The sequence below is a fragment of the Levilactobacillus humaensis genome (assembly GCF_024345185.1).
Lineage (GTDB): Bacteria > Bacillota > Bacilli > Lactobacillales > Lactobacillaceae > Levilactobacillus > Levilactobacillus humaensis.
Genome location: NZ_BROB01000004.1, coordinates 1 through 22,223 on the forward strand (window position 1 = coordinate 1; position 22,223 = coordinate 22,223).

The window sequence follows — 22,223 nt, forward strand, 5'->3', positions numbered from 1 at the left end:
TTCCTCACCTTAGAGATCGAATAACCCAAGAATCCTTGGTATGGCGGGGGCTTGGTCTAGATAAAGAATTTGAGAATACTTACTTTATTGCGCATAGTTTGGTCGAGTCATTTAGATCTCGTACCTACGAAACCTTTTTAGAAACGCTAAAATCCGTTGAGGACGTGAGTCCTCAGTTGTTTTCAACTATTAAAACTCTCATTCGTAATAAAAAACTCATTGAGAATATGACAAACTGTCGGCTCTCAAACGGTCCCATAGAAGGTGTAAATAGAAAAATCAAACAGATAAAACGCACTGCATATGGTTTTCGAAACTGGAAAAACTTCGTATATCGAATTCAAATTGAATTTAAAATTAGGATAGAAAAAAGGAGCCCAATTCGTAAGTGAATTGAACCCCTTACTCTCTCATCAACACCCGTTGACAAAGAGCCGAAAGTATTGAACACTTTAGGTCAGGATTTTATTATTTTTAGGATGTATCTGAATTGACGAATACCATTAGGTCTAGTTTTCGGTAATTTGAATTTGGTCTTGGGCTAAAGCGATGTTGCCGTTAGAAGACAACCTTAGCCGTTGGCAACCGGGGATGGAGCCGGCCGTGGTGGTGGCGTTAGACCGAGTGGTCTGTCTCGGCCTTACGCCACGGGCGACTTTGAAGACGCGGGTTTTTCGCGGCTTCAAATCGAGCGAGAAGCCCATAGGGCTGAAGCGTCCCCACAGCAGGCGGAATCCCTGGGTGCCGTCGGCGCCCCAGTTTTATCTAATTAATGGCAATGGCCAGTTTGATACTAATCCTAGTGGACAAAATAGGCACTCTTGAAATTGGACTGCGTGCCGACCGTATTGTAGACGACCCCGTTCAATTTAGGATTGATCAGGTAGGTGCTGGCTGGCTGTATCAGCGGCGTGGCACCCTGTTCTTGCATGAGCACGCCCTCGGCCTTGAGAAGCGTCTGCCAGCGCTGAGAATTGAAACTAGGGGCATTGCTGGCCTGATCAATCAGGTCATCGTAGGTTTCATTGGACCAGTGCCCGAAGTTAGCGGCGTTGTCGCTGGTGAAGAGATCCAGCATGGCTAATGGATCGGCGTATTGGGCCCGCTGGGTGACCACCGTCATGTCCGCCGTTACGGGCGCGTAGTCTCGGTTGAGGCCTTCTCGTCGAGGCTTTAGCGTGATTGAAAGTCCTGGCAACGTTTCAATGAGTTGTTGTTTAAGAACTTTGGCAACCTTTTCTCCGGAACCGAGGTCTGAGTAACCGAGCGTCAGGGTGACCCCCTTTTGATGGGTGGCCTTGAGTGCGGCCAGCCATTCGGCTTGGGCGGTCTTGGGCAGGAAGGACAGTGTCTTCTGTTCTGGTTGCGCGGCCGCAAAGTCTGAGGTTCCGCGGACGCCGCGACTGAGACCAGCTGGAACGATACCCTTGGCTGGCAATGAGGTGGACCCATAGGAGGCCTGTGTGAGCACCTGGCGATTAATGGCATGGGAGATAGCTAGACGTGCCAGCTTCTGGCGCATCAGGTGAGTATTAGTCGCGTGTCCACGTTGGCGGTAGACCAAGTTAACCATCTTTGAATAGGGCCGGGCCGTATAGTCCGCGCTCTTTTCGAAACTCTTGAGGTTGGTTTTATTGACGAGGCGGATTTCATCAAGTGTTCCGTCTTCGTATGCATTCCATGCAGCACGTTGGCTTGGGTACATCCGAACGTCAATTTGGCGGAGGTAGACGTGCTTGCGATCCCAGTAATGGGGGTTCGGGACCATGTGCCAGTGTTGAATGCTAAATTTGTGGCTGGAGACCATGAAGGGTCCCGCATAGACCTGGTACTGGGGCTTGGTGCCATAGCGCTTGCCCATCTTTTTCGCAAACTTTTCGTTCTGTGGCCCAAATAAGGGGAAGGCCAGTCGTTGCGGTAGTTCGGCCATCGGGTGGTCTAGGTGGACGACTAAAGTGAATTTGTCCGGGGCACTGACGCCTAATTGGCTGGCTGGTAACTTGCCATTTAAGATTTGGCGGGCATTTTTAATGCCGTCAAATAAGTCCGCATTAGGGGCCTTCGTGCGTGGTTGTAAGGCACGTTGCCAAGCGAAAACGAAGTCGCTGGCCGTGATTAAGTCACCGTTACTCCAGTAAGAATCTTTCCATAATGTGAAGGTGTAAGTGGTTCGACTCGCATTGATCTTCACCTTCTTGGCCAGGGCCAGCTCCGTATCGCTGTCGCCCATTGCCGAATAGAGGCCTTCGATCGTGTTGTTTAAACGCCCAAATTGAGAAAGCTTATCCGTGTCTAAACTGGTGATGGGATGAGTTGTTGTGAGGGTTAAGTCTTGATTCTTCGTCATGACGCCCTGACTATCGCTAGTCGTATCTGTTTCGTGGCTTGTGGAACAACCAGTCAAGATGACGCCTAGCATCAGAATCCCTAAGATTCGCCAATGTTTCACGTTTACCCCTCCGATAGTGAACTGTATTCTTCTCTGATAATAGGTGAGCGAGGCGGTGGCGTCAAGCTGATTTGGTCGGGTGACTTGTGGCACCGCAGGGAATTCGCTAGAATGGGGAAAACAAGCAGAGGAGCGAAACGGATGGAACAGTGGTCTAACGAAACGATTGTCGATTTTCGCCGCACCTTACTGGGGTGGTACGACGCCGAGGGCCGCGATTTACCATGGCGGCATGGACGGAATCCTTATCATACTTGGATCAGCGAGGTCATGCTGCAACAGACACAGGTCCAGACGGTCATTCCTTATTATGAAAATTTTATCGCAGCCTTTCCAACAGTTGCCGATCTCGCTCAAGCACCCGAAGCCACGTTACTGAAGGCTTGGCAGGGACTGGGATATTATTCGCGTGCGCGTAACCTTCAGCGGGCAGCACAACAGCTTGTCACCGACTATCATGGTCAGTGGCCGGAAACGGCGGCCGAGCTCGAAGACCTGATTGGCGTTGGCCCCTATACGGCTAGCGCGATTGCCAGTATTGCTTTCGATCAGGTGGTTCCCGCGGTGGATGGCAATGCTTTTCGGGTGTTTGCCCGGTTACTCATGATTGATGCCGACATTGCCAAACCTAAGACCCGCCAAATTTTCACCGATATTATTCAGCCAATCGTGGATCCACAGCGGCCGGGGGCTTTTAATCAGGCCATTATGGACCTGGGGTCGAGTTACATGACAGCTAAGAATCCGGACCCGGAGCACTCGCCAGTTCGCCGCTTCGATGCCTCGTATCGCGCGGGCCGGGTTCTTGATTTTCCCGTGAAGACCAAGGCACCTCGCCCCAAATTAATCCCGTACTACGGCCTCATCGTTCATTCACCAGCGGGCTATCTGCTGGTCCAACGGGGAAGTCAGGAAATGTTATCGGGTTATTGGAGTTTTCCACTCGTCAAACAGGCCGATCTGCGAGATGAGAAGCAATCCGACGAGGCGACTGAAGAGATGGACCTGGCCGTTTTAGAGGAGAAGTGGGCGCGCGAAAATCAATTGACGCTAACCCTTCAGCCGCTGGGCGGTCGCCAGGTTAGCCATACCTATACGCACCAGCGGTGGCAAGTTAAATTACTGGTGGCAGAACTCACGACGACACCGTCGTTAGATTTTTTGCCGGGGCAGTGGGTGACTGCTGATCACGTGACGGCTTTGCCTCTTCCTAAAGTTCAGGAGAAGATGATGGCCCGTTACGAACAACAGGTTGGCCACGCGGTGTTCAAAGAAAATTAGTTTCGCTTCGAGCAAAGTTGCAGTATCATCGAAGTAATCAATGATGCGGCGCGGTCAATGGTTTTGACCGGTGATCGCAATAGCGTTTTTAATTAGCAGTCGGTTAGATGGCCGAAAAAATTTGAATTTCCGGCCGTTACGAGGGGGTACTTAATCATGCAAACCGTGTTTGATGTTCTCAAATCAGTATCCGTGAATCATCAGGAAGTCGAAAGCCATCAGGTGGTTGTGACCGATCCGAAAGGTAAACCCAATGGCTTATTGACTGACCTGCTTCACGATTTGATCAATAATGCGTTACTCTTTGTTTCACTAAAAGAGATGGCAACTGCGCCGGTATTAATCGAACAGCTGAGAAGCCATACGCCACTTCCTGACGACGTTTTAAGTGAGTACAGTAAGATTCTAACGGAACCATGTTATGGCCTGAATTTCGCCCCGCAGAAGGCTCAGATTGAGCTGATTGTTCGGCGTTAGGAGGGATCGTATGACGGACGAGTTAATTGAAACAGCTCCCGGAGCGAATACCGCCCCACCAGTCCTGTTATTGCAGGGCACGGGTGGAACTAATGAAGAAATGCTGACTTTCGGTCGGCGTCTGGCCCCGCAGAGCCCGTTGCTGACGATTGGTGGTCGACTGGGCGAAGGGGCACAACGGCAGTATTTCCAACAGACAGCAGCGGGGCCCGTCGATCCCCAACAGATCGCTACTGAATCAGCTTGGCTGGGGGCCAGTGTCCGCCAGATTTGTCAGAACCATCGGTGGGATGTTGACCACTTAATTACGGTGGGTTATTCTAATGGGGCGGCAATGGGATCTTATGGCTTGCGTACCGGAGATTTGCCGGGGACGACGGCGGTTCTATTTCACCCATTATGGCTCGCAACACCCCAAATTATTGAGCGGCCAAAATTAAATATTTGGCTGTCTGCTGGGCAACGTGACCCGTTGGTAACGGTGGCTACGGTGCAAAAAGTAGCGGCTGATTGTCGGCGTACAAAAGCCGCGGTAACCCTTTACCAGACCGGTGGGAGCCACATGCTGACACCACAAGAAGTGAGTGCCGCGAAAGACTGGTTGGATGAAAACGATTAAGGGAGTACGCTAAAAAAGTTTTGAAAAACGAGCACTTCTCATTTGCTATTTTGGAGAATACCTGTTATTCTATTGATAATGTATTTATGGTTCGGAAGTTTTAAAGGCTCGACGTTCTTATAAGAATGGCTCCTTTTTACCCCAGCTTTCAAATGCAAATAATATTGCGCAATGCGCACACGGAGGTTTCATTCTTATGGAACAAGGTACTGTTAAATGGTTTAACGCTGATAAAGGTTACGGCTTCATCACTTTGGAAAACGGCTCAGACGTGTTTGTTCACTTCTCAGCTATCAACAGTGAAGGCTTCAAGACGCTTGAAGAAGGCCAACACGTATCCCTTGATGTAGAACAAGGCGACCGTGGCCCACAAGCTGCTAACGTATCGGTTGTCGACTAATTTACATTAGCCTAAATCGTGTCGTAAAAAAACCACTAACTTCGGTTAGTGGTTTTTTTTCGTCTATAGAGTTATCGGGTGAAAGGCGAATTACTTGTAAAGTTTGATTAGTCAGTTTACGATAAGACTAATAAAATTAGGCGGTGATTTTGAATGAGTGAAACGGTTTTTAACCGAACAGAGTTGGCTAAGTTCAACGGTCAAGATGGGCAACCAGCCTATGTGGCAGTTGATGGCGTGGTCTACGATGTGTCCGGTGTTGAAGCTTGGAAGGGTGGCAAGCATCATGGCAATTTGGCGGGGAACGAGCTCACCAGTGTCATTGATGGCCAATCTCCCCATGGTCGCAAGGTTTTGGCAAAACTTCCTGTAGTCGGTAAGTATCAAGACTAACGTTTAGTGGTCGGTAATAGAGATGAAAAATAGGCGTCGCGAGCATAATCTGCTCACGACGCCTTCTTTAACGTATTCGATTACTTCTGAACGATGTCGCAAGAGGACATGTAACCCGGTTTTAAACGTTGATATACCGGCGTTTGTAAGGGGTGAAAACCATTTGACCGACATTTGACCGACTAAATTTAGTTAGCAATCTGCGAAAGAGCGTCCAACATCTTAGTATTTTCTAGTTCTTCTTTTTCTTTCACAATGTGCGAATAAATCTGCATGGTAATATTATAGTTGGCGTGCCCCAATCGTTCGGAAATAAAGTAAATCGAGATATCTTTGTAGATGAGATATGAGGCGTGCGTGTGCCGCAATCCATGGAAGGTGATTATTTTTTTACTACCCACGGCCACTAGAGAATGCTTCAGCGTTTTGTTAGCGGCAGTCGATGACGGGACTTGGCCAGTTGGCGTAAGGAAAAGCAGATGCTTGTCATTTTGGATGCCGTATTTTAGTACCATCAGTTTCTGGCTATGATGGTATACCTTCAGCATCGCTAGTAACTCCGGGCTGACTGTAATGGTACGGTTAGATTGCTTATTTTTTGTGGGCTTAAAGCGGTTACCCGCTAGTGTGTCCCACGATTTTGAGATGGATATGGTGCCATCATCCATTGCGATATCATCCCACGTCAAGCCAGCTACTTCAGCGAAACGGGCCCCAGTGAAGAGTGCTACCAGGGCCATCATCTTAGTGGGCCTGGCCGCAGAAATATCAGTCTTCAGGTAAGCGATGAGGGCCTGCATCTGGCCAACATCAAGGAACTTTAAACGACGATCCTTGCTAGCGTGGCCACTGATAGAGGTGTGGGAGGTGAAGTCAATAGGGATGATGCCGTCTTCCATTGCACTCCGAACGGCCGCGCGGATCTGTGTGTTAACCTTTTTAGAACTAGCTAGTGCGTGGGCCTTACCATATCGATTAAGGAATCGCTGGTACTGCATCCGGGTAATCTTACTCATAACTTGACCAGCAAACTCTTTTTCTATCAAATTTATGGCATACTCATACCGATTCTTAGTGGAAGCTGCTACCAGCGGCTTCTTGTAGGCTTCGTACCACTGCCTGAAGTAATCAGGTAAAGTGATATTACTACGGTCAAGGCCCTTGCCAGATAGCTTGCGATTTTCCATACCGTTGGCCCATTCAATGGCCAATGACTTCTTTTCAAAGCCACCCTTAGTTTCTTCTTTTTTTTCGCCCCCGACAAGGTAGCTCACACGAGCTTGCCAGGTCTTACCGCGTTTTCTAAAACTTGCCATTTTTTATTTTCTCCTTAGTTAAATTAAACCTAGGCGGGTAGAATTTTACTAGGGCTTGTGGTATCACCTTCTTTCAGGTATTATTAGTGACGTAAAAGGGTGCACTCTGCCCCTAATACTGTGATGACGTATCCCAAACTTTGGACGGTGGGGGATGCGTCTTTTTTTGTTTTCTCAGTAAATACATAAACGGCGGAAACGCCGGTGCGACAGGGATAGTTTATTTTCCCAATTAAATTTCAACCTCATGGATAATATTTTTATCCTTGTTGGCTAGAGCCACACCCTCATATTGATTGGTGTCAATTTCGTAGCCGAAGAAAATAGTGTCATTACCTGACAGCTTTTTAGCTTGTTTGGCCACAGTTTCTTGAATTCCTAAAATATAAAGTTTCTGATTATTATTAGCTTTATTGCTTTCGATAGCCTCTTTATCTTTCTTTACCTTATCAAGGATCTTTTTATCGGTTACCAAGACTCTAATTTCTTGATGAGGGACTTGATTCCCATTTTTATCGGTTTTAGATTGATCGTCTACCACATCAGTTTGAACCTTGACATCAACGGTATCTGCTCCGAATTCCTTTGTGAGCGACTTAGCAATTCTTTCATTTGTAGAGCTGGCCGCCTTTGTTTTTGATGAGGATGCAGAACTGGAAGACTTAATTTTCTTGCCAGAACCATAGTTATCTGGATTGCCAGTCGTTACGCTAGAGCTATTCGAGCAGGCGGCCAATGACAGGCCGGCTAAAATGATTGTGGAAACGGTAATTATTTTTTTCATGAATGTTGCCTCCCTTTATAGGTTAAGCATATCAAAGATTTCGGGAATTACCAGAGATTTTGTGATGGCGGTTTCAGTGTTGGTAGATAAAACCCCTCATACACTTATCCACACTTTCAGATAAGTAATCGGGAACATCGAATGCTTCCATAAAGTCAACTGGACTAGCCATATCGCCTTCCCGGTCGTGCATGTAGAAGGGCATGATAAGACGCAATGCCCCCTGATTGGCGCTATTTTCAATTTCAGACTTAGTATATCGGTTAGAGTAGTAGAGATACTCATCATGGGGATCATCGTGATAGATGTGGGCCATTTCGTGGGCCAGCTGAAAAGTTAACTCATCCTGCTTAATCCATTTTAAATTCATGATAATTCTGCGTCGCTTGACCGATGCGGCGGGTGGGGTAGTTTTCCCCAGGCCGTCTGTCCAAATTATTTCGATACCATCTTTTACTGCCTTTTTCTGAAGCTCATATAAAACGGGATTATTCAATCCTACTCACCCCTCATCAGACGCTTGATAAGTGCCAGATCCTCAGGTGGGATCGGCTTACCATCGTACGTCTTAATGATTTCCTCATTATCAATTGCTTCTTTAAGATCGATCTGTTTCGGCTCATCCGATCTAGATAGGGTCTCAGGATTGCCTAAAAGGTAGTCAACAGAAACATTTAGCACCGCACTGACTTTTTCAAGCACTTCCCGGCTAGGCTTTACGCCGTTAGGATATGTTTTGGATGGTTTCCAAGTGTAGATGCTCTTTTCACCTATCCCAGCACGTCGCGCAACTTCAGCTATGGAAAATCCGTTATTCTTTGCAGTGGTTTTAACCCGTTCGAATAGTGTCATGTCAACACTCCTAACGGTGCTTTCTTAATATTGTACTAAAAAAGTACTAGAATTCATTGACAAAGTACTAGATTGGTATTATATTAATACTTGTACCAAGTTGTTAAACAGCGTACACAAAAACCAAATTAGTAATTTATCAGCTGGCAGGCTATCAGAATTACCATTTAAAGGCGTTTATTACGCTTATTTATGTATGTAATTTTAGTACTAATATGGTATTAAGTCAACAAAGTTTAACAACTTTGTACTAGTTATGTACAAAGGAGGCCAGAAGATGGCAGACAAGTGGGAATGGGAAGCAGAACTGAAACGGGCCCATTTAATCCAAGAAGATGTTGGAAAGGTTTTAGGCTTGAGTAAAAGCCAGATGTCCCACCTAGTAAGAAAAATGATTATTGGGAAAGGACTTACTGCATCCGAGCTAGACAAGCAACGATGGACTGATGCAGTGGAATACGTTCGGTTCCGTAAGAACAAGCTTCAGGAGCTAGCCAAGAAATAGGAGGGCAAGAATTATGGATTTTGATTATTTCGCGCAGGAAGTAATGGCGCTAGCAGTTCAAAAGAAGTTACAAGCGGATTTAAATTCTATCAAGTCTGCAATCAGTTACGCCGCAGTAATGGGTGACGATGAAGCCAAGGTTATCCCAGATGGGCTTATCCCTGTTGCGGTCTTAGAAGCCCTAGGAGATTACGGCATCACCGCGCGAATCGAGCAGTCTGAAGATGATAGTCTAACTTACTACTTCAATATTGAGAAAGCAGGTCAGTAATCATGGTACTTTTAATTTCAGCTTCAGTATTTAGTTGGCTAGTTGGCCGCTACGGTTGGGATCACGTATTCGACTAGGAGGCAAAGCGATGGACAATTTAATTGTAGGGTTGTCAAACCTTTTCAAGCAAGCCTACCAGCAAGGGCTGGAAGACGGCCGCAAGGAAGCGACTGTAACGCCGGAATTGCTGGACAGAAAAGAAATTAGCAAGCGTGTACTACACGTAGCCCCCAACACAGCAGACCAATTCTATTTGTACCAGCCGGGCTTTCCTTATATGGAACAGAACGGCAAGCGGAAATATTATTTGCCAGCCGTGAGTGAGTGGCTGATGAAGAATCAACAAATTACAGAATAATACCTAGGCGGGTAATGAACTATGGAATCATTAATTATTTTTATCGCGGTGTTCGGCATCGGTGGGGCACTACGAGTGATTTACGAGAAGAAACACGAAAGGAAGCACAAACGATGAAGCTAAACGAGATTATAGCTGAAAATTTACGCGTAGGAATGGCGCTTAAAAATTTAAGTGTTGGCGAGATTGCAAAAGAAACGGGGTTGTCGATAAATACAGTGATTACTACTGGCTTGGATGCCATGATGTTTCTCTAATCGAAAAATACCAAGACGGTGACGAATTTTTCCGTAAAGTTATTCGCCGGTCAACCTTGTGGAAAGAAATTATTTTGCGATTGAGAGAAGTCCCAGAAGGATTCAATTTCGATATTGAGGATGGTGAACCAGAATGGACGCGTTAGAAAAATACGATTTAGAAAACGATAGTGAGATTAGTAAGCCCAAGTTTCAAGTGAAAGACCTAAGTTCAGCCACGTGGGTGATGCGCAAACTCCGGGCACTGGACGCCAATGATTCTGAAATTAATGTCACAGCGGATGACCAAATTCAAGCTATTCAAGGCTGGCGAGACCAACAATTGGCCGATAACGATGTTAATCGCGGCTTTTTAGAGGGATATTTAGGGGCCTACCTGGACAAGCTCCGGGAAGATGACCCGAAGGCCAGAATTAAAACACCGTATGGGACGGTTTCCACACGGAAAACGCCGGCCAGTGTACAGTGGAATGAAAAAAATGTACTGGCTAGCCTGGAAGACCAGAGTCTCACTGACTTTATCCGAATCAAGAAAGAACCAGATAAGAAGGCTATCAAGAAGGCATTTAGTTTTGTAGGTGGCCACTATCTCAATGCCGACGGCCAGGAATTAAAGGGGGCCATCGAGAAACCAGAACACATTTCGCTGGTGGTGAAGACGGATGTACCAACTCCGTAGTTACCAGGAAGAGGCAGTTAAATCGGCACGAGATGCCGTTACTGCTGGCCACCGGGGGATAGTCATCCAATCGCCACCACGGACTGGGAAGACAGTCATCATGGCCGATATCGCGAGGAGTGCCACCAAGCAATGCAACCGGGTTTTGTTTATCGTGCATCGCGCCGAGATACTGGCCCAGGCCCGTGAAACTTTCCGTACCGATGGAGTCAACATGCGATTTTGTCAGATGGGGATGGTGCAGACTATCACCCGCCACGTGGACGAACTGAAGACACCCACGATAATCATCGTAGATGAGGCTCACCACGCGCTGTCACGGTCTTATCGGAAGATACTGGATAACTTCCCTCAATCGGTGAAGCTGCTGTTCACGGCCACCCCATGGCGTATGGACGGCAAGGGACTTGATGGAGTAGCCGACACCCTTATCCAAGGCAAGCCAATTAGCTGGTTGATGAATAACGGGTTCCTAGCTCCGGTAGACTACTACGCACCGTCTGGCCTGGATAACTCCCAGCTAAAGACGAAGCGAAACGGTGAATTCGATGAAAATTCGATTGAGCAAGCTATGAAGCCGAAGATATACGGGGATACCGTCGCTCACTACCAAAAACTAGCAGCGGGTAAGCAAGCGATCGCCTATGCGTACAACGTTGCGAGCGCGAAGCGTCTGGCCGATGCGTTTAATGCCGCCGGGATAACGGCACGGTCCGTATCAGGTAAGACGAAGAAGAAAGACCGCGAGCGGATAGTAGCGGCCTACCGAGCAGGCAAGATTCAAGTGGTGACCAACGCGGAACTCTTTACCGAAGGCTTAGACCTTCCCAACGTCGATTGTGTCATCATGCTACGGCCCACTCAGTCACTATCGCTGTATCTGCAATTCGCGATGCGGTCAATGAACCCACGTGAAGGCAAGACAGCCGTGATTATTGACCACGTAAATAACGTGGAAAGATTCGGATTGCCTACCATAGACCGGGTATGGACACTAGGTGGCCGTGACAAACACAGCAAGTCTAGTAATGGCGAGCCAATCAAGTCAGTAACCGTGTGCCCGATGTGTTTTGCGACGTTTTATCGCCACGGGGATGAGTGCCCGTTTTGTGGGGCCTTACTCACCGAAGAAGAAACCATTGCGGTTGACCCGAACGCCAAACTAAAAAAGGTGGAGGCCGATAAGCGAGTGGCTCTGGCCAAACGGCTAGCAGAAGATCGGGCCATGGATGCGGTGGCCGATAAGTCACCGGCAGAGTTGAAAACTTACGCGGAGATTAAAGCGTACGGAAAACTGCATGGATATAAGCCCGGTTGGGCCTACTTCCAAGCCAAACTGAAAGGACTGATTAGAAAGTGAAAACCAGACTTCGAGAGTTAAGAGAGGCATCAGGGATGACACAGGAAAGCGTGGCGTCTGTCATCGGTAGGACCAAACAAGCTGTTAGCTTGTATGAGATTGGTACCCGTGAACCAAATGTTCAGAACCTAATTAAACTAGCCGATTTATTTCACGTAACTATCGATTATTTAGTGAAGAGGAGTGATGAAAATAATGTCAGTTTTACCTAAAAATGAACCACATAAGCCAGCGGGAACCCCACGCAACTTCTTTATTTGGGGCGCTACCATGAGCGGCAAGAGTTTCCTAGCGGAGCACTTCCCAAACACGCTGGTACTAAATACCGATGGCAACTCAGCAATGGGGACAGCCCCCAGCATTCAGATTCGCAACACCCGGAAAGCTGATGGGAGCCTAGACCAGAGCTGTATCAAGCAACTGGACGAGATCATTTTAGCCCTGGGTACCGAGGCCAACACCTACGAGACGGTAACACTGGATGTAATCGATGATATTTGTGGCCTGATTGAGCAAGCTGTATGCCTGAAAGCAGGAGTAGAAGCCCTGGCAGATATTGGTTATGGCAAGGGTTACGCGATGTTTAATTCGGCCTTGCAAGGGCTGGTAATGGATTTGAAGGCCCTACCACTCAACGTGGTTTACATCAGTCGTGAGGGTGAAGTAACTGACGATAATAATGTCACGACTAAAATCCCATCACTGAAAACCAAGTACTACAACGTGGTGAACGGAAACTGCGACCTGGTGATCCACACACAACACGTTGGCAAGAATTATTTGCGAAACGTAACGGAGATTCGCCGCCACTACCATGAAAGCCAGATTGACGATCCGCAGTTACTTCCAATCCTAAAGGCTATCCCGGGGGCCTTAACCCCGGAAACTAAAACTGTAAAGGCAGGTAATAAATAATGAGTTTACTAAGTTTAGCATCAGATACCCTGGATAATTTTGACGCAAAGAAGGACACGGTGGCCGCTGGTAATCAGGGGTTGCCCGATGGCGAGTACAACGTGGACGTAGAAGATATTTCACATGCCACTTACGATTCAGGTTGGGAATGCGTGAAGCTGGTGTTTGGCGTTTTGGACGGCGAGCACGCTGGCGAAAAGGAATACGACAACCTCAGTTTTGCCGAGAAGACTACCACCGGTAAGCCAATGCCCGATTTTGTTTTGAGCAATAACATCCGGTTTATCACGAAACTAGGTGCCTTGATGGGTGTGCAGATTACACCACAGCATTTCGCCGGACCAACTGAAACCGAAGTACACGAGGCACTGGTAGCCGCCCTAGCCCCCGAAAAGGGTAAGGCCGTGGTACTGAAGGTTAAGCACACGCCAAATAAAAAGGACCCGTCGAACCCGTACGTGAACTATGAACTAGGCGAGGCTGAACAGCCAGAGATTATTGATGTTACCGATGGCCAGTTACCCGATGCCATGACCCAACCGGCACCAACGCCAACAGATGATGATTTGCCACCAGTCACCGGGGCACAAAAATCTCCGTTCTAAATTGATTAGCCGCAGTGACGGTATCCACCAGATGGGTGTAAGGCCCTAGATTGGAGGTTGAAGATGCGTAACCTAGTCAAGTTTGCGGTGGCCTACGCCAAGGCAGGCTTTGCAGTGTTGCCGATGGTGGGGAAGCAACCACTGATGAAGTTCGCTGACCGGCCGCCACTCACCGTAGAGCAGATAGAGCAGTTTTGGCTGACTCACCCATACGCCCAGATAGCCTTACGTACGACTAACTTTTTCGTAGTCGATATTGACGAGCATCCGGACGGGGCAGACGGTTTCAAGACGTTTCGTGAGTTTGACCACCCGGAGTGGTTCCGCAACACCCTATCGCAGACTACCGCCGGTGGGGGCCGCCAACTTTTTTACCTGAAGCGAGACGATGCCGCAATCCAACAGAACATTGGGTGGCGACCGGGTATCGATATCAAGGCGCACGTGAATAACTACGTGGTAGTAGCCCCATCAGAACGGGATGGCCATCAGTACAAGTGGGAAAACAATAATCCGATTGTGACGGCTTCCCCCGAACTGGTGGCATCCATCAACCAGCGGCCCGACTACAAACCCAGTAGCCTCAGTATCGATTATGATGGCAAGACGGCCACAGCGGAATTGTTTGAAACTATCAGCAAAGGACTAGGCGATACAGGGGGCAGAAACAACGCCTTAGCGAGTTTCTCTGGTGGCCTACTCATTAGGGGCGTTGACCCTGAAAGTGTCCTAGACCTAGCAAGGATAGCCAATGCTAGGACACCTGACCAGCTTAGTGAAAAAGAACTGATTAGAACCGTAGAAAGTATGGTACGAAAAGAAATTAGACGAAGGGAGGCGCAGAGTTGAGTTTTGAAGAAGACGCAAAGAAATTACGCGAGCTAAACGCGAAAAAAATTATCCCGTTTGATAGCAAGATCGATTTCATGAAAAATGCTAACGGCAACATCAAGGCCAATTCAATCGAAAATGTGTGCTTGATTTTAGAGCACGATTCGGAACTGAAAGGCGAGTTTGCTTACAACGAATTTTCATACGAAACGGAATTCAAGAAGGATAGCCCCACACTCATGCTAGAACATGGCCCGTTGCAAGATGAGTTCACACCAGCCTTACAGCGATACATGGAGAAGAAGTACCATGTCATGTTTCCGAAAAAGATTATTGAAGACTCAGTAACCGAGGTTTCGCGACGGAATGTTTTCAATCCCGTGATTGAGTATTTTCAGCGGGTGCGCAAAGAGTGGGATGGCACCAAACGCGCGGCCGACTTTCTCCCAATGTATCTGGGCGTAGAACCATCCGAAACTACCACGTTAGAGACGAAGTTATTTTTCGTGGGGGCCGTGGCCAAGACGTTCAAGCCAGAAACCAAATTCGATTACGTCTTAGATTTGGTGGGTGGCCAAGGAACTGGGAAAACCACGCTGCTAAAAATGATGGCTAACGGCTGGTATACCGATCAGTTTACGGATTTTGAGAACAAGGATAATTTCGGGAATATGGTGCGTGCCTTGATTGTCAACGATGACGAGATGACCGCCACGAATAACAGCAGTTTCGAGATTCTGAAGAAGTTCATTTCGGGTGAGCAATTAGAATATCGGCCGGCGTATGGGCGTTACACCGTACGACGATACAAGAATTTCGTGATTGCCCGGACTACCAACGAGATTACTTACTTGAAGGATAAGACCGGTGAGCGGCGATTTATGCCGGTACTGGTACACCCGGAATTGCAGGAGAAGTCTCCCGTGACTGACCTTGACCAAACGACCATTGACCAGCTATGGGGCGAGTTCGCAACCTACTACGCTGAAGGGTTCGATTTCGGACTCACGCAGGAGCAGGAGAAGCTGATGAACGAAAATCGCGAGCAGTTTAAGTATATCGATGCCGAGGAAGATGCGATTGAAGCCGCACTAGGAGCGATGAAGAAAGATTTCGTGATTAGCAGTGATATCGCGTTTCAGATGGGTGTACAAGACCTGGTAAAGAATCGCAAACTGGCAAAGAAAATTAAGTATGTGATGGATAATCACCCCGGCTGGGAGGCTGGCCAACAAAGAGTGATGGGTGTTCCGCGACGGGGGTACCGGCGAAAGTAGTAGCTGTAAGCGGTGTGTAGTTGGATTAGAGACTACGGCTGGCCCCTACGGCCCCAAGGTGTATATAGATATGTAGATACTACTACATAAATATTATTATTATTATTTTTTATATAGTAATAGTGATATAGGGTATACAGCTAGTATGGGTGACAAAGTTAAAAATTACAGACTACAGCACTACAAACGACGAAACGCATAGAGCGCCAAGCGATTTAGCGATTCAGTAGAATTGAGGTGTAGCAACTACGAAAGAACAAATTATACAGAATAAGATTCGGGTAGCCGTCTCAAAAGCAGATTGCACAATTTTCCGGGAGAATGTGGGAAAAGTAAGGATGGCTAATGGCAGAATGTTTGATACCGGGTTACCGCGAGGCTTTCCAGACTTGTCAGGATTTCGCCACAGCGATCTTCAGGTTTTCTATATCGAAGTCAAAAATGAGAAAGGCAAGCCACGTGAAGATCAGAAACGGTTCCATCAGAGAATGATGCAACTGGGAGTTATCCATGGTATCGCCCGATCGCCCGAAGACGCTCTAAAAATTGTGAAGCTGGGATTAGTTGGATATGGATGGAGTGAGTACGATGACACTTAATCGAGAATTACTTCGGTGTGTACGCAAGACCGAAGCAGAATATGGTATGAAGGCCGATGCCTGGCCGGAGGATGTTTGCGACCAGCTGGCAGACTTATCGTGGCGGGGAGATACCTATCACGAAGAGATGAAACAAAGAACGGACAAGATGGATTGGATGTTTTGGCATTGGTTTATCAACAAGGCGATTGCCGACGAAATTGGGTTTAGCCCGGCATGGGTAGGGTATCGCCGTCCCAAGAACATTAAATTTGTGATGAGTTTAATCGAGAGAAGTGAACTGCAAGAGTTAGTTGCCCGTGGATGTAGTAACGACGAGATCGCACGGATGACTAAACACCGTATCGGTTGGATTCGTGAGATGAGGAGCAAATTATGAAGGATATCAGACCAGATTACTACCGCAAAGATGGCAGGGATTTGTTTGACCATTTCGCGGAGATGTTCCCCAGTCAATGGTTCAGAGGATTCATGGTGGGGAACGTAATTAAGTACGTGGTGAGGTACACGGCGAAGAACGGGACACAGGATTTAGTGAAAGCCCGGACGTACGTGGATAGATTGATTCAATTTGAGGAGGGAAAGCATGCAAAGTAAACGTATTAATCCCAGCGAAATTAGAGACTGTATAGAACTGGCAAAAGGACTCATCCCCAGATTTGATGAAGAAGATATGGTGGGATATGCGCTATTCATGAATAGCATCGTAGAAAAGCATATTCAGGAGGGAGAAAAGTGAAATATCTAATTAAAGCCCCAGTTGGTAGTGGGAAGCCAGTTTTTACTAAAGAATTCGATAGCCATGAAGAAATGGAACACTGGCTATTGGAAAAGAATAACGAGGTTTGGAAAGCCAGCCCACGAAACGAAAAGATTAATTTTCCGGTTAAAGAAATTTTATAGGAGGCACAGCATGAAAACTAGTGAATTTAAACAACGTATTGAAGATGCAGGTTACTCAGTGACCGAAGAAAGTGATTATTATTCATTCAGTGCTAACCGTGGTGTTGCAATGGTTAGTAAGGTAGATGCTAGAAGATTTAGCGTATATGGTTTGCCACTTTCCGTAACAAATGTGGTTGTTGAATATGCCTATACGCCAATTGAAAAGCGCGAAAACGAAAAGATCTGGAATGTGGTTTTGGGCTATGACTATGATTGTTATGTCGCTTGGCGTAAAGACGACGGCGCTTACACAACAACAGCGACCGCCACTGCCGTAGAATTACTAAACGATGACGATTTTGTTTTCACCGATTCAGAATTTAACGTTCTGATCGATCATCTAAAATCATTAACCAATGGTGCTACCTATGCCAAGATTGCCGAACTAGGCAAGCGTGAGGTGACACTCAATGCAGATTAAATTACCGAAGGCTGACGCGATTCAGCTGACGCAAGGCCATGATGCGGGTGGCTATACCTTTGTGGAAAGCACTACTGATAATGATCTAAAACAAACAGTGATCCTAGCAGCGGATGGCATCCACTACGCGCTGTTTAGCTCACAAGATGAGTTTTTAGGAAGTGGCGGTGAAGATGAAGCTGAAGCTGTCGAATTTCATAAGAAAGACGAATACTAGGAGGTGTGGATATGGAAGAATGCCCGTTTTGCCATGGTAGCCACCCGGTTCGGGAAGTGTCTGGCCCGTGGGGAACGATGACGCTATGGAAAGATAGTGACGGTACGAATTGTTTGGACGTGTGCGACGAAACCCAGGAAGCTGGTTCAGTAACGTTCACTATCCACTATTGCCCGATGTGTGGCCGTAAATTACAAGAGGAAACCAAATGAGTTTAAATTTTTATGCAGAGATTGATTCTTTCAAAAACGATAGCAAGGACAACACGTCTATCACGCTTAAAGCCCAAGGTGGTAGCCTGGATCACTCACTGGACAAGCTACGTGAGCTGAAAAATGATTCAGTGGTTCGGATTGTGGTGGAGTCAGCCAAGGTTCACTATTTCGAGACAACCGATGTAGAGACCGGGGCCAGTCTGGTAGAGTACGACCAAGACGAAGAAGGTGTATGGCAGGCCGTCACCTCAGACAGCACACTTGATTTAGATGGCGTCGATACGACAGTGGAAAACCAAAAAGATGTGACCGCCGATGTGGTAGATACTTTCTTACTCACACAAAAGTACCCGCTTGACCCGAAAGCCAAGTTTAAGCCAGCTCAACCACTGGCGATGATTGCTGAAGGCTATGGCATGGATGAAGTGGCCGATAAGATGAAGCTGACCACTAGCGATTTAATTGTGAAGCTAAACCAATCACGTGAGGAGTTTGCGCCGTATGCCGTTGCGTGGAAAGCCCAGGTGGAAGCCGATGACGAATAGCGATATTTTTAGAAAGTTTTTAATTGAGGCTTACATTGACCAGCGCTATGATATGATTCGAGCGCTTAACTGGATGTCGCGACACTATGACAAACTTCCAAATTATTTCAGAACTGCGTTTCGTGAGATGGGTTCTCAGGAAAGAAACAAAGTTATTGGGGAGGTGTTAAAGATTGACCAAGCAAGCTAAAACGACGCTGACGCTCACACTGGACGATGATCTAATTCCTATTGATTTTCAAGTCGATTCTAATTTGCCAGAGCCTGACCGGCGAAGAATTATCTTAGATGCGTATGTAGGGTTGGCCGATAAGAGCGGTCTAGGGTTCGGTGATATGGTGGGGGAACTCATGAACGAGGCAAAGGCCATGCAGAATGGACGGCGTAAGAGGGAGTGATGATTAGGTGTGTGAGAATCAGTTCGAGAAAAATAAAACATTCCTAAGGCGTTACCGACCTTACCAGCGGCAAATTAAACGGTTGGAAGCCAAGCTATATCTGATTGACGATCGGATTGAGTCAACTCACTCACCCGCAATAACTGGCATGCCTAGCGGTGGACAGCGCCGTGAGTTAGCAGATGACTTGATTCGGCGTGAAGAAATTGAGGAACGTATTAATCGGATTATCCATGAGTCACGGCCAATCAAGGCAGAGATACTAGAAGCCATTGACCACATGGACAACTCACTGGAAGCTAATGTTTTAGAGCAATACTTTATCGAAGATGTTCAATTGGATAAGATTGCCGATCAGATTGGTTACTCTATTCGACAGGTAAAACGGTTGTATGGTGATGCTGTCAATAAGGTTAACGCCGTTAACCATGGCACTTAGATGTCACCCAAATGTCACCTCAATGTCACTAGAATGCCGACTATGAGGGTGCTATATTGGTAATATCGAAAGAATGAAATGTATCGCGGTGGCGCAGTGGGTAGCGTGGATCAGTTTGAGTCCATCAATGTTTCTCCTGACTCAAACTGATTTTGGTGTTGTGAGGTTCGATTCCTTACCCGCGATATAGTTTGCAGATAAAGCCTTAGCAGATTAATGCTAGGGCTTTTATAAAACATATTTACTTTATACGTACAAAAGTATTTACTTTATACGTATAGTATGGAGGTGATGGCATTGGTGCCACGGAAGATTAGCGAGCCATTCTATCATGGACGAGCGTGGCAACATACGCGTGCGGCTTACATTAAATCGGTTGGTGGATTGTGTGAGCGTTGTCTGGCTAAGGGTATCATCAAGCCAGGTTACATTGTGCACCACAAGCATTACATTACTGAGGATAACATCAACGATCCTAATGTCACATTGAGTTGGAATAACTTAGAATACCTATGTTTTGCATGTCATCAAGAAGAACATTTTGGTTCTGCCGAGGTGACGCGCGATGGATTGAAATTTGATTCGCACGGAAACTTGATCCCGGTCGCTGACTCCCCCCGTGGGTAGCGGTGCCGGAAACGCCGAAAGGAACGGGCATGAACTTTCGCGTAACACGCAGGTCAAAAATACAGATGAGGGGGGTTAACTAATGACGGTTCAGTTTCCAGAAAAAAAGCAGGACGCGGCAATTAAAAAAGAATACGAGCGGCTCAAAAAAGTATTCGCTGGCATCCCCGCGAAAAAATTAGCAGCGGCCGACAGTTTACTTCAAAGAGCGGCATTTATGGCCATAACCTTGCAAATCTTAGAAAATCAGGTTAAATATGATGGGCCAGTGATTGATTTTAAAAATGGGAAACAACAGATGAAAGTTGAGAACCCAGCCCAAAAGTCTTATAACACAATGATTAATCGGTACACGGCCACTTACGATAAGTTATTCAGCTTACTACCGAAGGATGAGAATGCACGACCGGTTGATACGGGGGATGGGTTTGATGATTTTGTTGAGGGCCGAGGTGATTAGCTGTGGCCGAATATCAAGATAAGAAGGTTCACTACCCAGACGATTACGACCCGATTACTGAGTATTGGAATGCCTTCAAAAATAATGGCGGCGATATTGTGGTTAGTAAAAAGATTTTATCCACATACCAACGATTGATTCAGAACATGAAAAATAACGCGCTGATGTTTTACTACTCCAATCGCCGCGCCAATCACGCAATGGAATTCATTGAGAATTATTGCCGCCACTCTAAAGGAAAGATGGGTGGCCAGCATATCAAGCTGGAACTATGGGAAAAAGCCATGGTTGCGGCCATTTTTGGTTTCATCGATATTGATGGCAACCGGCAATACCAGCGGGCCGTATTAATCGTTGGAAAAAAGAATGGGAAGTCTTTACTGGCTTCCGCAATCGGTCTTTATATGTTAATCGCTGATGGTGAGGCTGGCCCAGAAGTTTACGCGGTCGCCACCAAAAAAGACCAAGCCAAGATTATCTGGAATGAGGCCAAGCGGATGGTACGTAAGTCGCCGGCGTTAGCTAAGCGGATTCGAGGGCGCGTGGCCGATCTAAGCTCCGAAGAATATAACGATGGTGATTTTAAACCTGTTGCATCTGACACCGACACATTGGACGGTTTGAACCCAAACTGTATTTTGATGGATGAAATTCACCAGTGGAAGAATGGTGAAGACCTTTATAACATCATGGCGGATGGTGTCACAGCGCGAGACCAGCCACTACTGCTGATCACGTCAACGGCCGGTACAATCCGAGAAGATATTTATGACCAAATTTATGATGAAGCAGTTATGACTATCAACGGTTACAGTCAAAAGAATGGCTACCGTGATGACCGTTCAATTTTCTTTATTTACGAGTTGGATAAGCGAAACGAGTGGAAAGATTCTGAAATGTGGATCAAGGCTAATCCTGGACTGGGAACTATCAAAAACAAGCAGACGCTGGCCGAAAAGGTTGCTAAGGCCAAAAAAAATCATCGATTGGTTAAAAACCTGGTGTGTAAGGAATTTAATATCAGAGAAACCTCAACGGAATCATGGTTGACTTTCGACGAATTGAATAATGAATCCACGTTCGACATTTCAAAGCTGAAGCCACGTTACGGAATTGCAGGTTCCGACTTGTCACAAACCACCGACTTGACCGCGGCTACTGTAATTTTCCAAGTGCCAGATGACCCGGTTATTTATGTGAAGACAATGTACTGGTTACCAGAGGATACACTGCAACAGCGGGCCGAGGAAGATAATATCCCCTATGTCTTATGGCGAGACCAGGGCCGACTGCGGACTAGCCAAGGAAACAAAGTCTACTACCGCGATATTTTAGATTGGTTTCAGGAAATTGAAGATAAGTACGATATTTATCTGTTTAAAGGCGGCTACGATAGTTGGTCAGCAACGTACTACGTGAAAGATTTACAGCATCGGTACGGCGAAAAAACGTTTGAGCCGGTTATTCAAGGGAAGAAAACGTTGTCTAGCCCGATGCACTCACTGGCGGCCGACTTAAAGGCTAAACGCGTAAATTATGGGAACGACCCAATCATGAAATGGTGCCTGTCGAATACCACAGTAGATGTGGATCGAAACGGGAATATCCAGCCGGACAAAGGCCATAATCGCCGCAAGCGGATTGATGGTCTGGCCGCGCTGTTAGATGCCTATGTGGTGCGCGACAGATACCTTGATGAGTATTTGAATGTAATTTAAGGGAAGGGAG

Annotated in this window: 36 protein-coding genes; 31 read left to right on the forward strand and 5 right to left on the reverse strand. The window is 46.8% G+C overall.

Translation table 11 applies throughout. The annotated features are described in order from the left end of the window. The coding region (locus tag OCU14_RS01745; protein WP_261809513.1) for a transposase at positions 1 to 392 on the forward strand (392 nt) is incomplete at its 5' end. 407 nt (positions 393 to 799) lie between these two features. Here OCU14_RS01745 and OCU14_RS01750 read toward each other — a convergent pair. Beyond that, entirely contained in the window at positions 800 to 2,449 is a 1,650-nt protein-coding gene (locus tag OCU14_RS01750; RefSeq protein ID WP_261809514.1) for a peptide ABC transporter substrate-binding protein, read from the reverse strand. A gap of 141 nt (positions 2,450 to 2,590) precedes the next feature. On the opposite strand from OCU14_RS01750, the gene OCU14_RS01755 reads away from it, so the two are divergent. The 5 genes from OCU14_RS01755 (at position 2,591) to OCU14_RS01775 (ending at position 5,619) form a co-directional block, all read left to right on the forward strand. Further along, positions 2,591 to 3,730, forward strand: coding sequence for an A/G-specific adenine glycosylase (locus tag OCU14_RS01755; RefSeq protein WP_261809515.1), 1,140 nt, complete (start codon positions 2,591 to 2,593; stop codon positions 3,728 to 3,730). Positions 3,731 to 3,886: 156 nt separating this feature from the next. Further along, complete coding sequence (locus tag OCU14_RS01760; protein WP_261809516.1) at positions 3,887 to 4,207, forward strand: hypothetical protein; 321 nt, start codon at positions 3,887 to 3,889, stop codon at positions 4,205 to 4,207. 10 nt (positions 4,208 to 4,217) lie between these two features. Further along, the gene (locus OCU14_RS01765; RefSeq protein WP_261809517.1) at positions 4,218 to 4,826 is read left to right on the forward strand and encodes an alpha/beta hydrolase; all 609 of its coding nucleotides are present in this window, start codon (positions 4,218 to 4,220) and stop codon (positions 4,824 to 4,826) included. A 196-nt stretch (positions 4,827 to 5,022) separates the two neighbouring features. Next, a complete protein-coding gene (locus OCU14_RS01770) occupies positions 5,023 to 5,226 on the forward strand; it encodes a cold-shock protein (RefSeq protein ID WP_011668621.1) in 204 nt (67 codons plus the stop codon). Between the two features lie 153 nt (positions 5,227 to 5,379). Further along, positions 5,380 to 5,619: a cytochrome b5 domain-containing protein gene (locus tag OCU14_RS01775; RefSeq protein WP_261809518.1), complete on the forward strand. Its 240-nt coding sequence runs from the start codon at positions 5,380 to 5,382 to the stop codon at positions 5,617 to 5,619. Positions 5,620 to 5,807: 188 nt separating this feature from the next. Here the strand turns inward: OCU14_RS01775 and OCU14_RS01780 are convergent, their stop codons facing one another. From OCU14_RS01780 to OCU14_RS01795, 4 genes are all read right to left on the reverse strand, one after another. Beyond that, the gene (locus OCU14_RS01780) at positions 5,808 to 6,935 is read right to left on the reverse strand and encodes a tyrosine-type recombinase/integrase (protein WP_261809519.1); all 1,128 of its coding nucleotides are present in this window, start codon (positions 6,933 to 6,935) and stop codon (positions 5,808 to 5,810) included. Positions 6,936 to 7,167: 232 nt separating this feature from the next. Next, the gene (locus tag OCU14_RS01785) at positions 7,168 to 7,719 is read right to left on the reverse strand and encodes a hypothetical protein (protein ID WP_261809520.1); all 552 of its coding nucleotides are present in this window, start codon (positions 7,717 to 7,719) and stop codon (positions 7,168 to 7,170) included. A gap of 73 nt (positions 7,720 to 7,792) precedes the next feature. After that, the gene (locus tag OCU14_RS01790) at positions 7,793 to 8,215 is read right to left on the reverse strand and encodes an ImmA/IrrE family metallo-endopeptidase (protein WP_261809521.1); all 423 of its coding nucleotides are present in this window, start codon (positions 8,213 to 8,215) and stop codon (positions 7,793 to 7,795) included. 2 nt (positions 8,216 to 8,217) lie between these two features. Next, a complete protein-coding gene (locus OCU14_RS01795) occupies positions 8,218 to 8,571 on the reverse strand; it encodes a helix-turn-helix domain-containing protein (protein ID WP_261809522.1) in 354 nt (117 codons plus the stop codon). 277 nt (positions 8,572 to 8,848) lie between these two features. On the opposite strand from OCU14_RS01795, the gene OCU14_RS01800 reads away from it, so the two are divergent. The 25 genes from OCU14_RS01800 to OCU14_RS01915 all read left to right on the forward strand — a co-directional run bounded on the left by OCU14_RS01800 (position 8,849) and on the right by OCU14_RS01915 (position 22,213). Next, positions 8,849 to 9,076, forward strand: coding sequence for a hypothetical protein (locus tag OCU14_RS01800; protein ID WP_261809523.1), 228 nt, complete (start codon positions 8,849 to 8,851; stop codon positions 9,074 to 9,076). 13 nt (positions 9,077 to 9,089) lie between these two features. Then, positions 9,090 to 9,347 (forward strand): hypothetical protein, encoded by a 258-nt coding sequence (locus OCU14_RS01805; RefSeq protein ID WP_261809524.1) that lies wholly within the window; start codon positions 9,090 to 9,092, stop codon positions 9,345 to 9,347. Between the two features lie 88 nt (positions 9,348 to 9,435). After that, on the forward strand, positions 9,436 to 9,705 hold the full coding sequence (locus OCU14_RS01810) for a hypothetical protein (RefSeq protein ID WP_261809525.1): 270 nt from the start codon (positions 9,436 to 9,438) through the stop codon (positions 9,703 to 9,705). Positions 9,706 to 9,818: 113 nt separating this feature from the next. Further along, the gene (locus OCU14_RS01815) at positions 9,819 to 9,962 is read left to right on the forward strand and encodes a hypothetical protein (RefSeq protein WP_261809526.1); all 144 of its coding nucleotides are present in this window, start codon (positions 9,819 to 9,821) and stop codon (positions 9,960 to 9,962) included. Positions 9,963 to 10,095: 133 nt separating this feature from the next. Beyond that, positions 10,096 to 10,641, forward strand: coding sequence for a host-nuclease inhibitor Gam family protein (locus OCU14_RS01820; protein WP_261809527.1), 546 nt, complete (start codon positions 10,096 to 10,098; stop codon positions 10,639 to 10,641). Beyond that, positions 10,625 to 12,001 carry a DEAD/DEAH box helicase gene (locus OCU14_RS01825; RefSeq protein ID WP_261809528.1) on the forward strand — a complete coding sequence of 459 codons (1,377 nt, stop codon included), beginning with the start codon at positions 10,625 to 10,627 and terminating at the stop codon, positions 11,999 to 12,001. Before OCU14_RS01820 ends, OCU14_RS01825 begins: the two co-directional genes overlap by 17 nt. After that, the gene (locus OCU14_RS11260) at positions 11,998 to 12,213 is read left to right on the forward strand and encodes a helix-turn-helix domain-containing protein (protein WP_373875059.1); all 216 of its coding nucleotides are present in this window, start codon (positions 11,998 to 12,000) and stop codon (positions 12,211 to 12,213) included. Before OCU14_RS01825 ends, OCU14_RS11260 begins: the two co-directional genes overlap by 4 nt. Beyond that, a complete protein-coding gene (locus tag OCU14_RS01830; RefSeq protein ID WP_261809529.1) occupies positions 12,197 to 12,916 on the forward strand; it encodes an AAA family ATPase in 720 nt (239 codons plus the stop codon). The genes OCU14_RS11260 and OCU14_RS01830 overlap by 17 nt, the downstream gene beginning before the upstream one ends. Beyond that, entirely contained in the window at positions 12,916 to 13,521 is a 606-nt protein-coding gene (locus tag OCU14_RS01835; RefSeq protein WP_261809530.1) for a DUF669 domain-containing protein, read from the forward strand. The genes OCU14_RS01830 and OCU14_RS01835 overlap by 1 nt, the downstream gene beginning before the upstream one ends. Before the next feature lie 63 nt (positions 13,522 to 13,584). Beyond that, complete coding sequence (locus OCU14_RS01840; RefSeq protein WP_261809531.1) at positions 13,585 to 14,370, forward strand: bifunctional DNA primase/polymerase; 786 nt, start codon at positions 13,585 to 13,587, stop codon at positions 14,368 to 14,370. Next, positions 14,367 to 15,629, forward strand: coding sequence for a virulence-associated E family protein (locus OCU14_RS01845; protein WP_261809532.1), 1,263 nt, complete (start codon positions 14,367 to 14,369; stop codon positions 15,627 to 15,629). Before OCU14_RS01840 ends, OCU14_RS01845 begins: the two co-directional genes overlap by 4 nt. A gap of 260 nt (positions 15,630 to 15,889) precedes the next feature. Beyond that, positions 15,890 to 16,228 (forward strand): VRR-NUC domain-containing protein, encoded by a 339-nt coding sequence (locus OCU14_RS01850; RefSeq protein WP_261809632.1) that lies wholly within the window; start codon positions 15,890 to 15,892, stop codon positions 16,226 to 16,228. Then, the gene (locus OCU14_RS01855) at positions 16,218 to 16,607 is read left to right on the forward strand and encodes a hypothetical protein (protein WP_261809533.1); all 390 of its coding nucleotides are present in this window, start codon (positions 16,218 to 16,220) and stop codon (positions 16,605 to 16,607) included. The genes OCU14_RS01850 and OCU14_RS01855 overlap by 11 nt, the downstream gene beginning before the upstream one ends. Continuing rightward, the gene (locus OCU14_RS01860; protein ID WP_261809534.1) at positions 16,604 to 16,825 is read left to right on the forward strand and encodes a DUF3310 domain-containing protein; all 222 of its coding nucleotides are present in this window, start codon (positions 16,604 to 16,606) and stop codon (positions 16,823 to 16,825) included. Before OCU14_RS01855 ends, OCU14_RS01860 begins: the two co-directional genes overlap by 4 nt. Next, positions 16,815 to 16,967 (forward strand): hypothetical protein, encoded by a 153-nt coding sequence (locus OCU14_RS01865; protein ID WP_261809535.1) that lies wholly within the window; start codon positions 16,815 to 16,817, stop codon positions 16,965 to 16,967. The genes OCU14_RS01860 and OCU14_RS01865 overlap by 11 nt, the downstream gene beginning before the upstream one ends. Beyond that, positions 16,964 to 17,131: a hypothetical protein gene (locus tag OCU14_RS01870; protein WP_261809536.1), complete on the forward strand. Its 168-nt coding sequence runs from the start codon at positions 16,964 to 16,966 to the stop codon at positions 17,129 to 17,131. The genes OCU14_RS01865 and OCU14_RS01870 overlap by 4 nt, the downstream gene beginning before the upstream one ends. A gap of 10 nt (positions 17,132 to 17,141) precedes the next feature. Then, positions 17,142 to 17,594, forward strand: a complete 453-nt coding sequence (locus OCU14_RS01875; RefSeq protein WP_261809537.1) for a hypothetical protein — start codon at positions 17,142 to 17,144, stop codon at positions 17,592 to 17,594. After that, the gene (locus tag OCU14_RS01880) at positions 17,584 to 17,811 is read left to right on the forward strand and encodes a hypothetical protein (protein ID WP_261809538.1); all 228 of its coding nucleotides are present in this window, start codon (positions 17,584 to 17,586) and stop codon (positions 17,809 to 17,811) included. The genes OCU14_RS01875 and OCU14_RS01880 overlap by 11 nt, the downstream gene beginning before the upstream one ends. Before the next feature lie 208 nt (positions 17,812 to 18,019). Beyond that, positions 18,020 to 18,571 carry a DNA primase gene (locus OCU14_RS01885; protein ID WP_261809539.1) on the forward strand — a complete coding sequence of 184 codons (552 nt, stop codon included), beginning with the start codon at positions 18,020 to 18,022 and terminating at the stop codon, positions 18,569 to 18,571. Continuing rightward, positions 18,561 to 18,761 (forward strand): hypothetical protein, encoded by a 201-nt coding sequence (locus OCU14_RS01890; protein WP_261809540.1) that lies wholly within the window; start codon positions 18,561 to 18,563, stop codon positions 18,759 to 18,761. The genes OCU14_RS01885 and OCU14_RS01890 overlap by 11 nt, the downstream gene beginning before the upstream one ends. Continuing rightward, entirely contained in the window at positions 18,745 to 18,969 is a 225-nt protein-coding gene (locus OCU14_RS01895) for a hypothetical protein (protein WP_261809541.1), read from the forward strand. The genes OCU14_RS01890 and OCU14_RS01895 overlap by 17 nt, the downstream gene beginning before the upstream one ends. A gap of 7 nt (positions 18,970 to 18,976) precedes the next feature. Then, complete coding sequence (locus OCU14_RS01900) at positions 18,977 to 19,408, forward strand: hypothetical protein (protein ID WP_261809542.1); 432 nt, start codon at positions 18,977 to 18,979, stop codon at positions 19,406 to 19,408. A gap of 291 nt (positions 19,409 to 19,699) precedes the next feature. Then, positions 19,700 to 20,035, forward strand: coding sequence for an HNH endonuclease (locus tag OCU14_RS01905; RefSeq protein WP_261809543.1), 336 nt, complete (start codon positions 19,700 to 19,702; stop codon positions 20,033 to 20,035). A gap of 82 nt (positions 20,036 to 20,117) precedes the next feature. Next, entirely contained in the window at positions 20,118 to 20,495 is a 378-nt protein-coding gene (locus OCU14_RS01910) for a hypothetical protein (protein WP_261809544.1), read from the forward strand. Positions 20,496 to 20,497: 2 nt separating this feature from the next. Then, entirely contained in the window at positions 20,498 to 22,213 is a 1,716-nt protein-coding gene (locus tag OCU14_RS01915; RefSeq protein WP_261809545.1) for a terminase large subunit, read from the forward strand. Positions 22,214 to 22,223: the final 10 nt, after the last annotated feature.

Coding starts and splice junctions, on each gene's coding strand:
- OCU14_RS01755 (WP_261809515.1), top strand. CDS start 2,591: ATGGAACAGTGGTCTAACGAAACGATTGTCGATTTTCGCCGCACCTTA.
- OCU14_RS01760 (WP_261809516.1), top strand. CDS start 3,887: ATGCAAACCGTGTTTGATGTTCTCAAATCAGTATCCGTGAATCATCAG.
- OCU14_RS01765 (WP_261809517.1), top strand. CDS start 4,218: ATGACGGACGAGTTAATTGAAACAGCTCCCGGAGCGAATACCGCCCCA.
- OCU14_RS01770 (WP_011668621.1), top strand. CDS start 5,023: ATGGAACAAGGTACTGTTAAATGGTTTAACGCTGATAAAGGTTACGGC.
- OCU14_RS01775 (WP_261809518.1), top strand. CDS start 5,380: ATGAGTGAAACGGTTTTTAACCGAACAGAGTTGGCTAAGTTCAACGGT.
- OCU14_RS01780 (WP_261809519.1), bottom strand. CDS start 6,935: ATGGCAAGTTTTAGAAAACGCGGTAAGACCTGGCAAGCTCGTGTGAGC.
- OCU14_RS01785 (WP_261809520.1), bottom strand. CDS start 7,719: ATGAAAAAAATAATTACCGTTTCCACAATCATTTTAGCCGGCCTGTCA.
- OCU14_RS01795 (WP_261809522.1), bottom strand. CDS start 8,571: ATGACACTATTCGAACGGGTTAAAACCACTGCAAAGAATAACGGATTT.
- OCU14_RS01800 (WP_261809523.1), top strand. CDS start 8,849: ATGGCAGACAAGTGGGAATGGGAAGCAGAACTGAAACGGGCCCATTTA.
- OCU14_RS01805 (WP_261809524.1), top strand. CDS start 9,090: ATGGATTTTGATTATTTCGCGCAGGAAGTAATGGCGCTAGCAGTTCAA.
- OCU14_RS01810 (WP_261809525.1), top strand. CDS start 9,436: ATGGACAATTTAATTGTAGGGTTGTCAAACCTTTTCAAGCAAGCCTAC.
- OCU14_RS01815 (WP_261809526.1), top strand. CDS start 9,819: ATGAAGCTAAACGAGATTATAGCTGAAAATTTACGCGTAGGAATGGCG.
- OCU14_RS01820 (WP_261809527.1), top strand. CDS start 10,096: ATGGACGCGTTAGAAAAATACGATTTAGAAAACGATAGTGAGATTAGT.
- OCU14_RS01825 (WP_261809528.1), top strand. CDS start 10,625: ATGTACCAACTCCGTAGTTACCAGGAAGAGGCAGTTAAATCGGCACGA.
- OCU14_RS01830 (WP_261809529.1), top strand. CDS start 12,197: ATGTCAGTTTTACCTAAAAATGAACCACATAAGCCAGCGGGAACCCCA.
- OCU14_RS01835 (WP_261809530.1), top strand. CDS start 12,916: ATGAGTTTACTAAGTTTAGCATCAGATACCCTGGATAATTTTGACGCA.
- OCU14_RS01840 (WP_261809531.1), top strand. CDS start 13,585: ATGCGTAACCTAGTCAAGTTTGCGGTGGCCTACGCCAAGGCAGGCTTT.
- OCU14_RS01855 (WP_261809533.1), top strand. CDS start 16,218: ATGACACTTAATCGAGAATTACTTCGGTGTGTACGCAAGACCGAAGCA.
- OCU14_RS01860 (WP_261809534.1), top strand. CDS start 16,604: ATGAAGGATATCAGACCAGATTACTACCGCAAAGATGGCAGGGATTTG.
- OCU14_RS01865 (WP_261809535.1), top strand. CDS start 16,815: ATGCAAAGTAAACGTATTAATCCCAGCGAAATTAGAGACTGTATAGAA.
- OCU14_RS01875 (WP_261809537.1), top strand. CDS start 17,142: ATGAAAACTAGTGAATTTAAACAACGTATTGAAGATGCAGGTTACTCA.
- OCU14_RS01880 (WP_261809538.1), top strand. CDS start 17,584: ATGCAGATTAAATTACCGAAGGCTGACGCGATTCAGCTGACGCAAGGC.
- OCU14_RS01885 (WP_261809539.1), top strand. CDS start 18,020: ATGAGTTTAAATTTTTATGCAGAGATTGATTCTTTCAAAAACGATAGC.
- OCU14_RS01890 (WP_261809540.1), top strand. CDS start 18,561: ATGACGAATAGCGATATTTTTAGAAAGTTTTTAATTGAGGCTTACATT.
- OCU14_RS01905 (WP_261809543.1), top strand. CDS start 19,700: ATGGCATTGGTGCCACGGAAGATTAGCGAGCCATTCTATCATGGACGA.
- OCU14_RS01910 (WP_261809544.1), top strand. CDS start 20,118: ATGACGGTTCAGTTTCCAGAAAAAAAGCAGGACGCGGCAATTAAAAAA.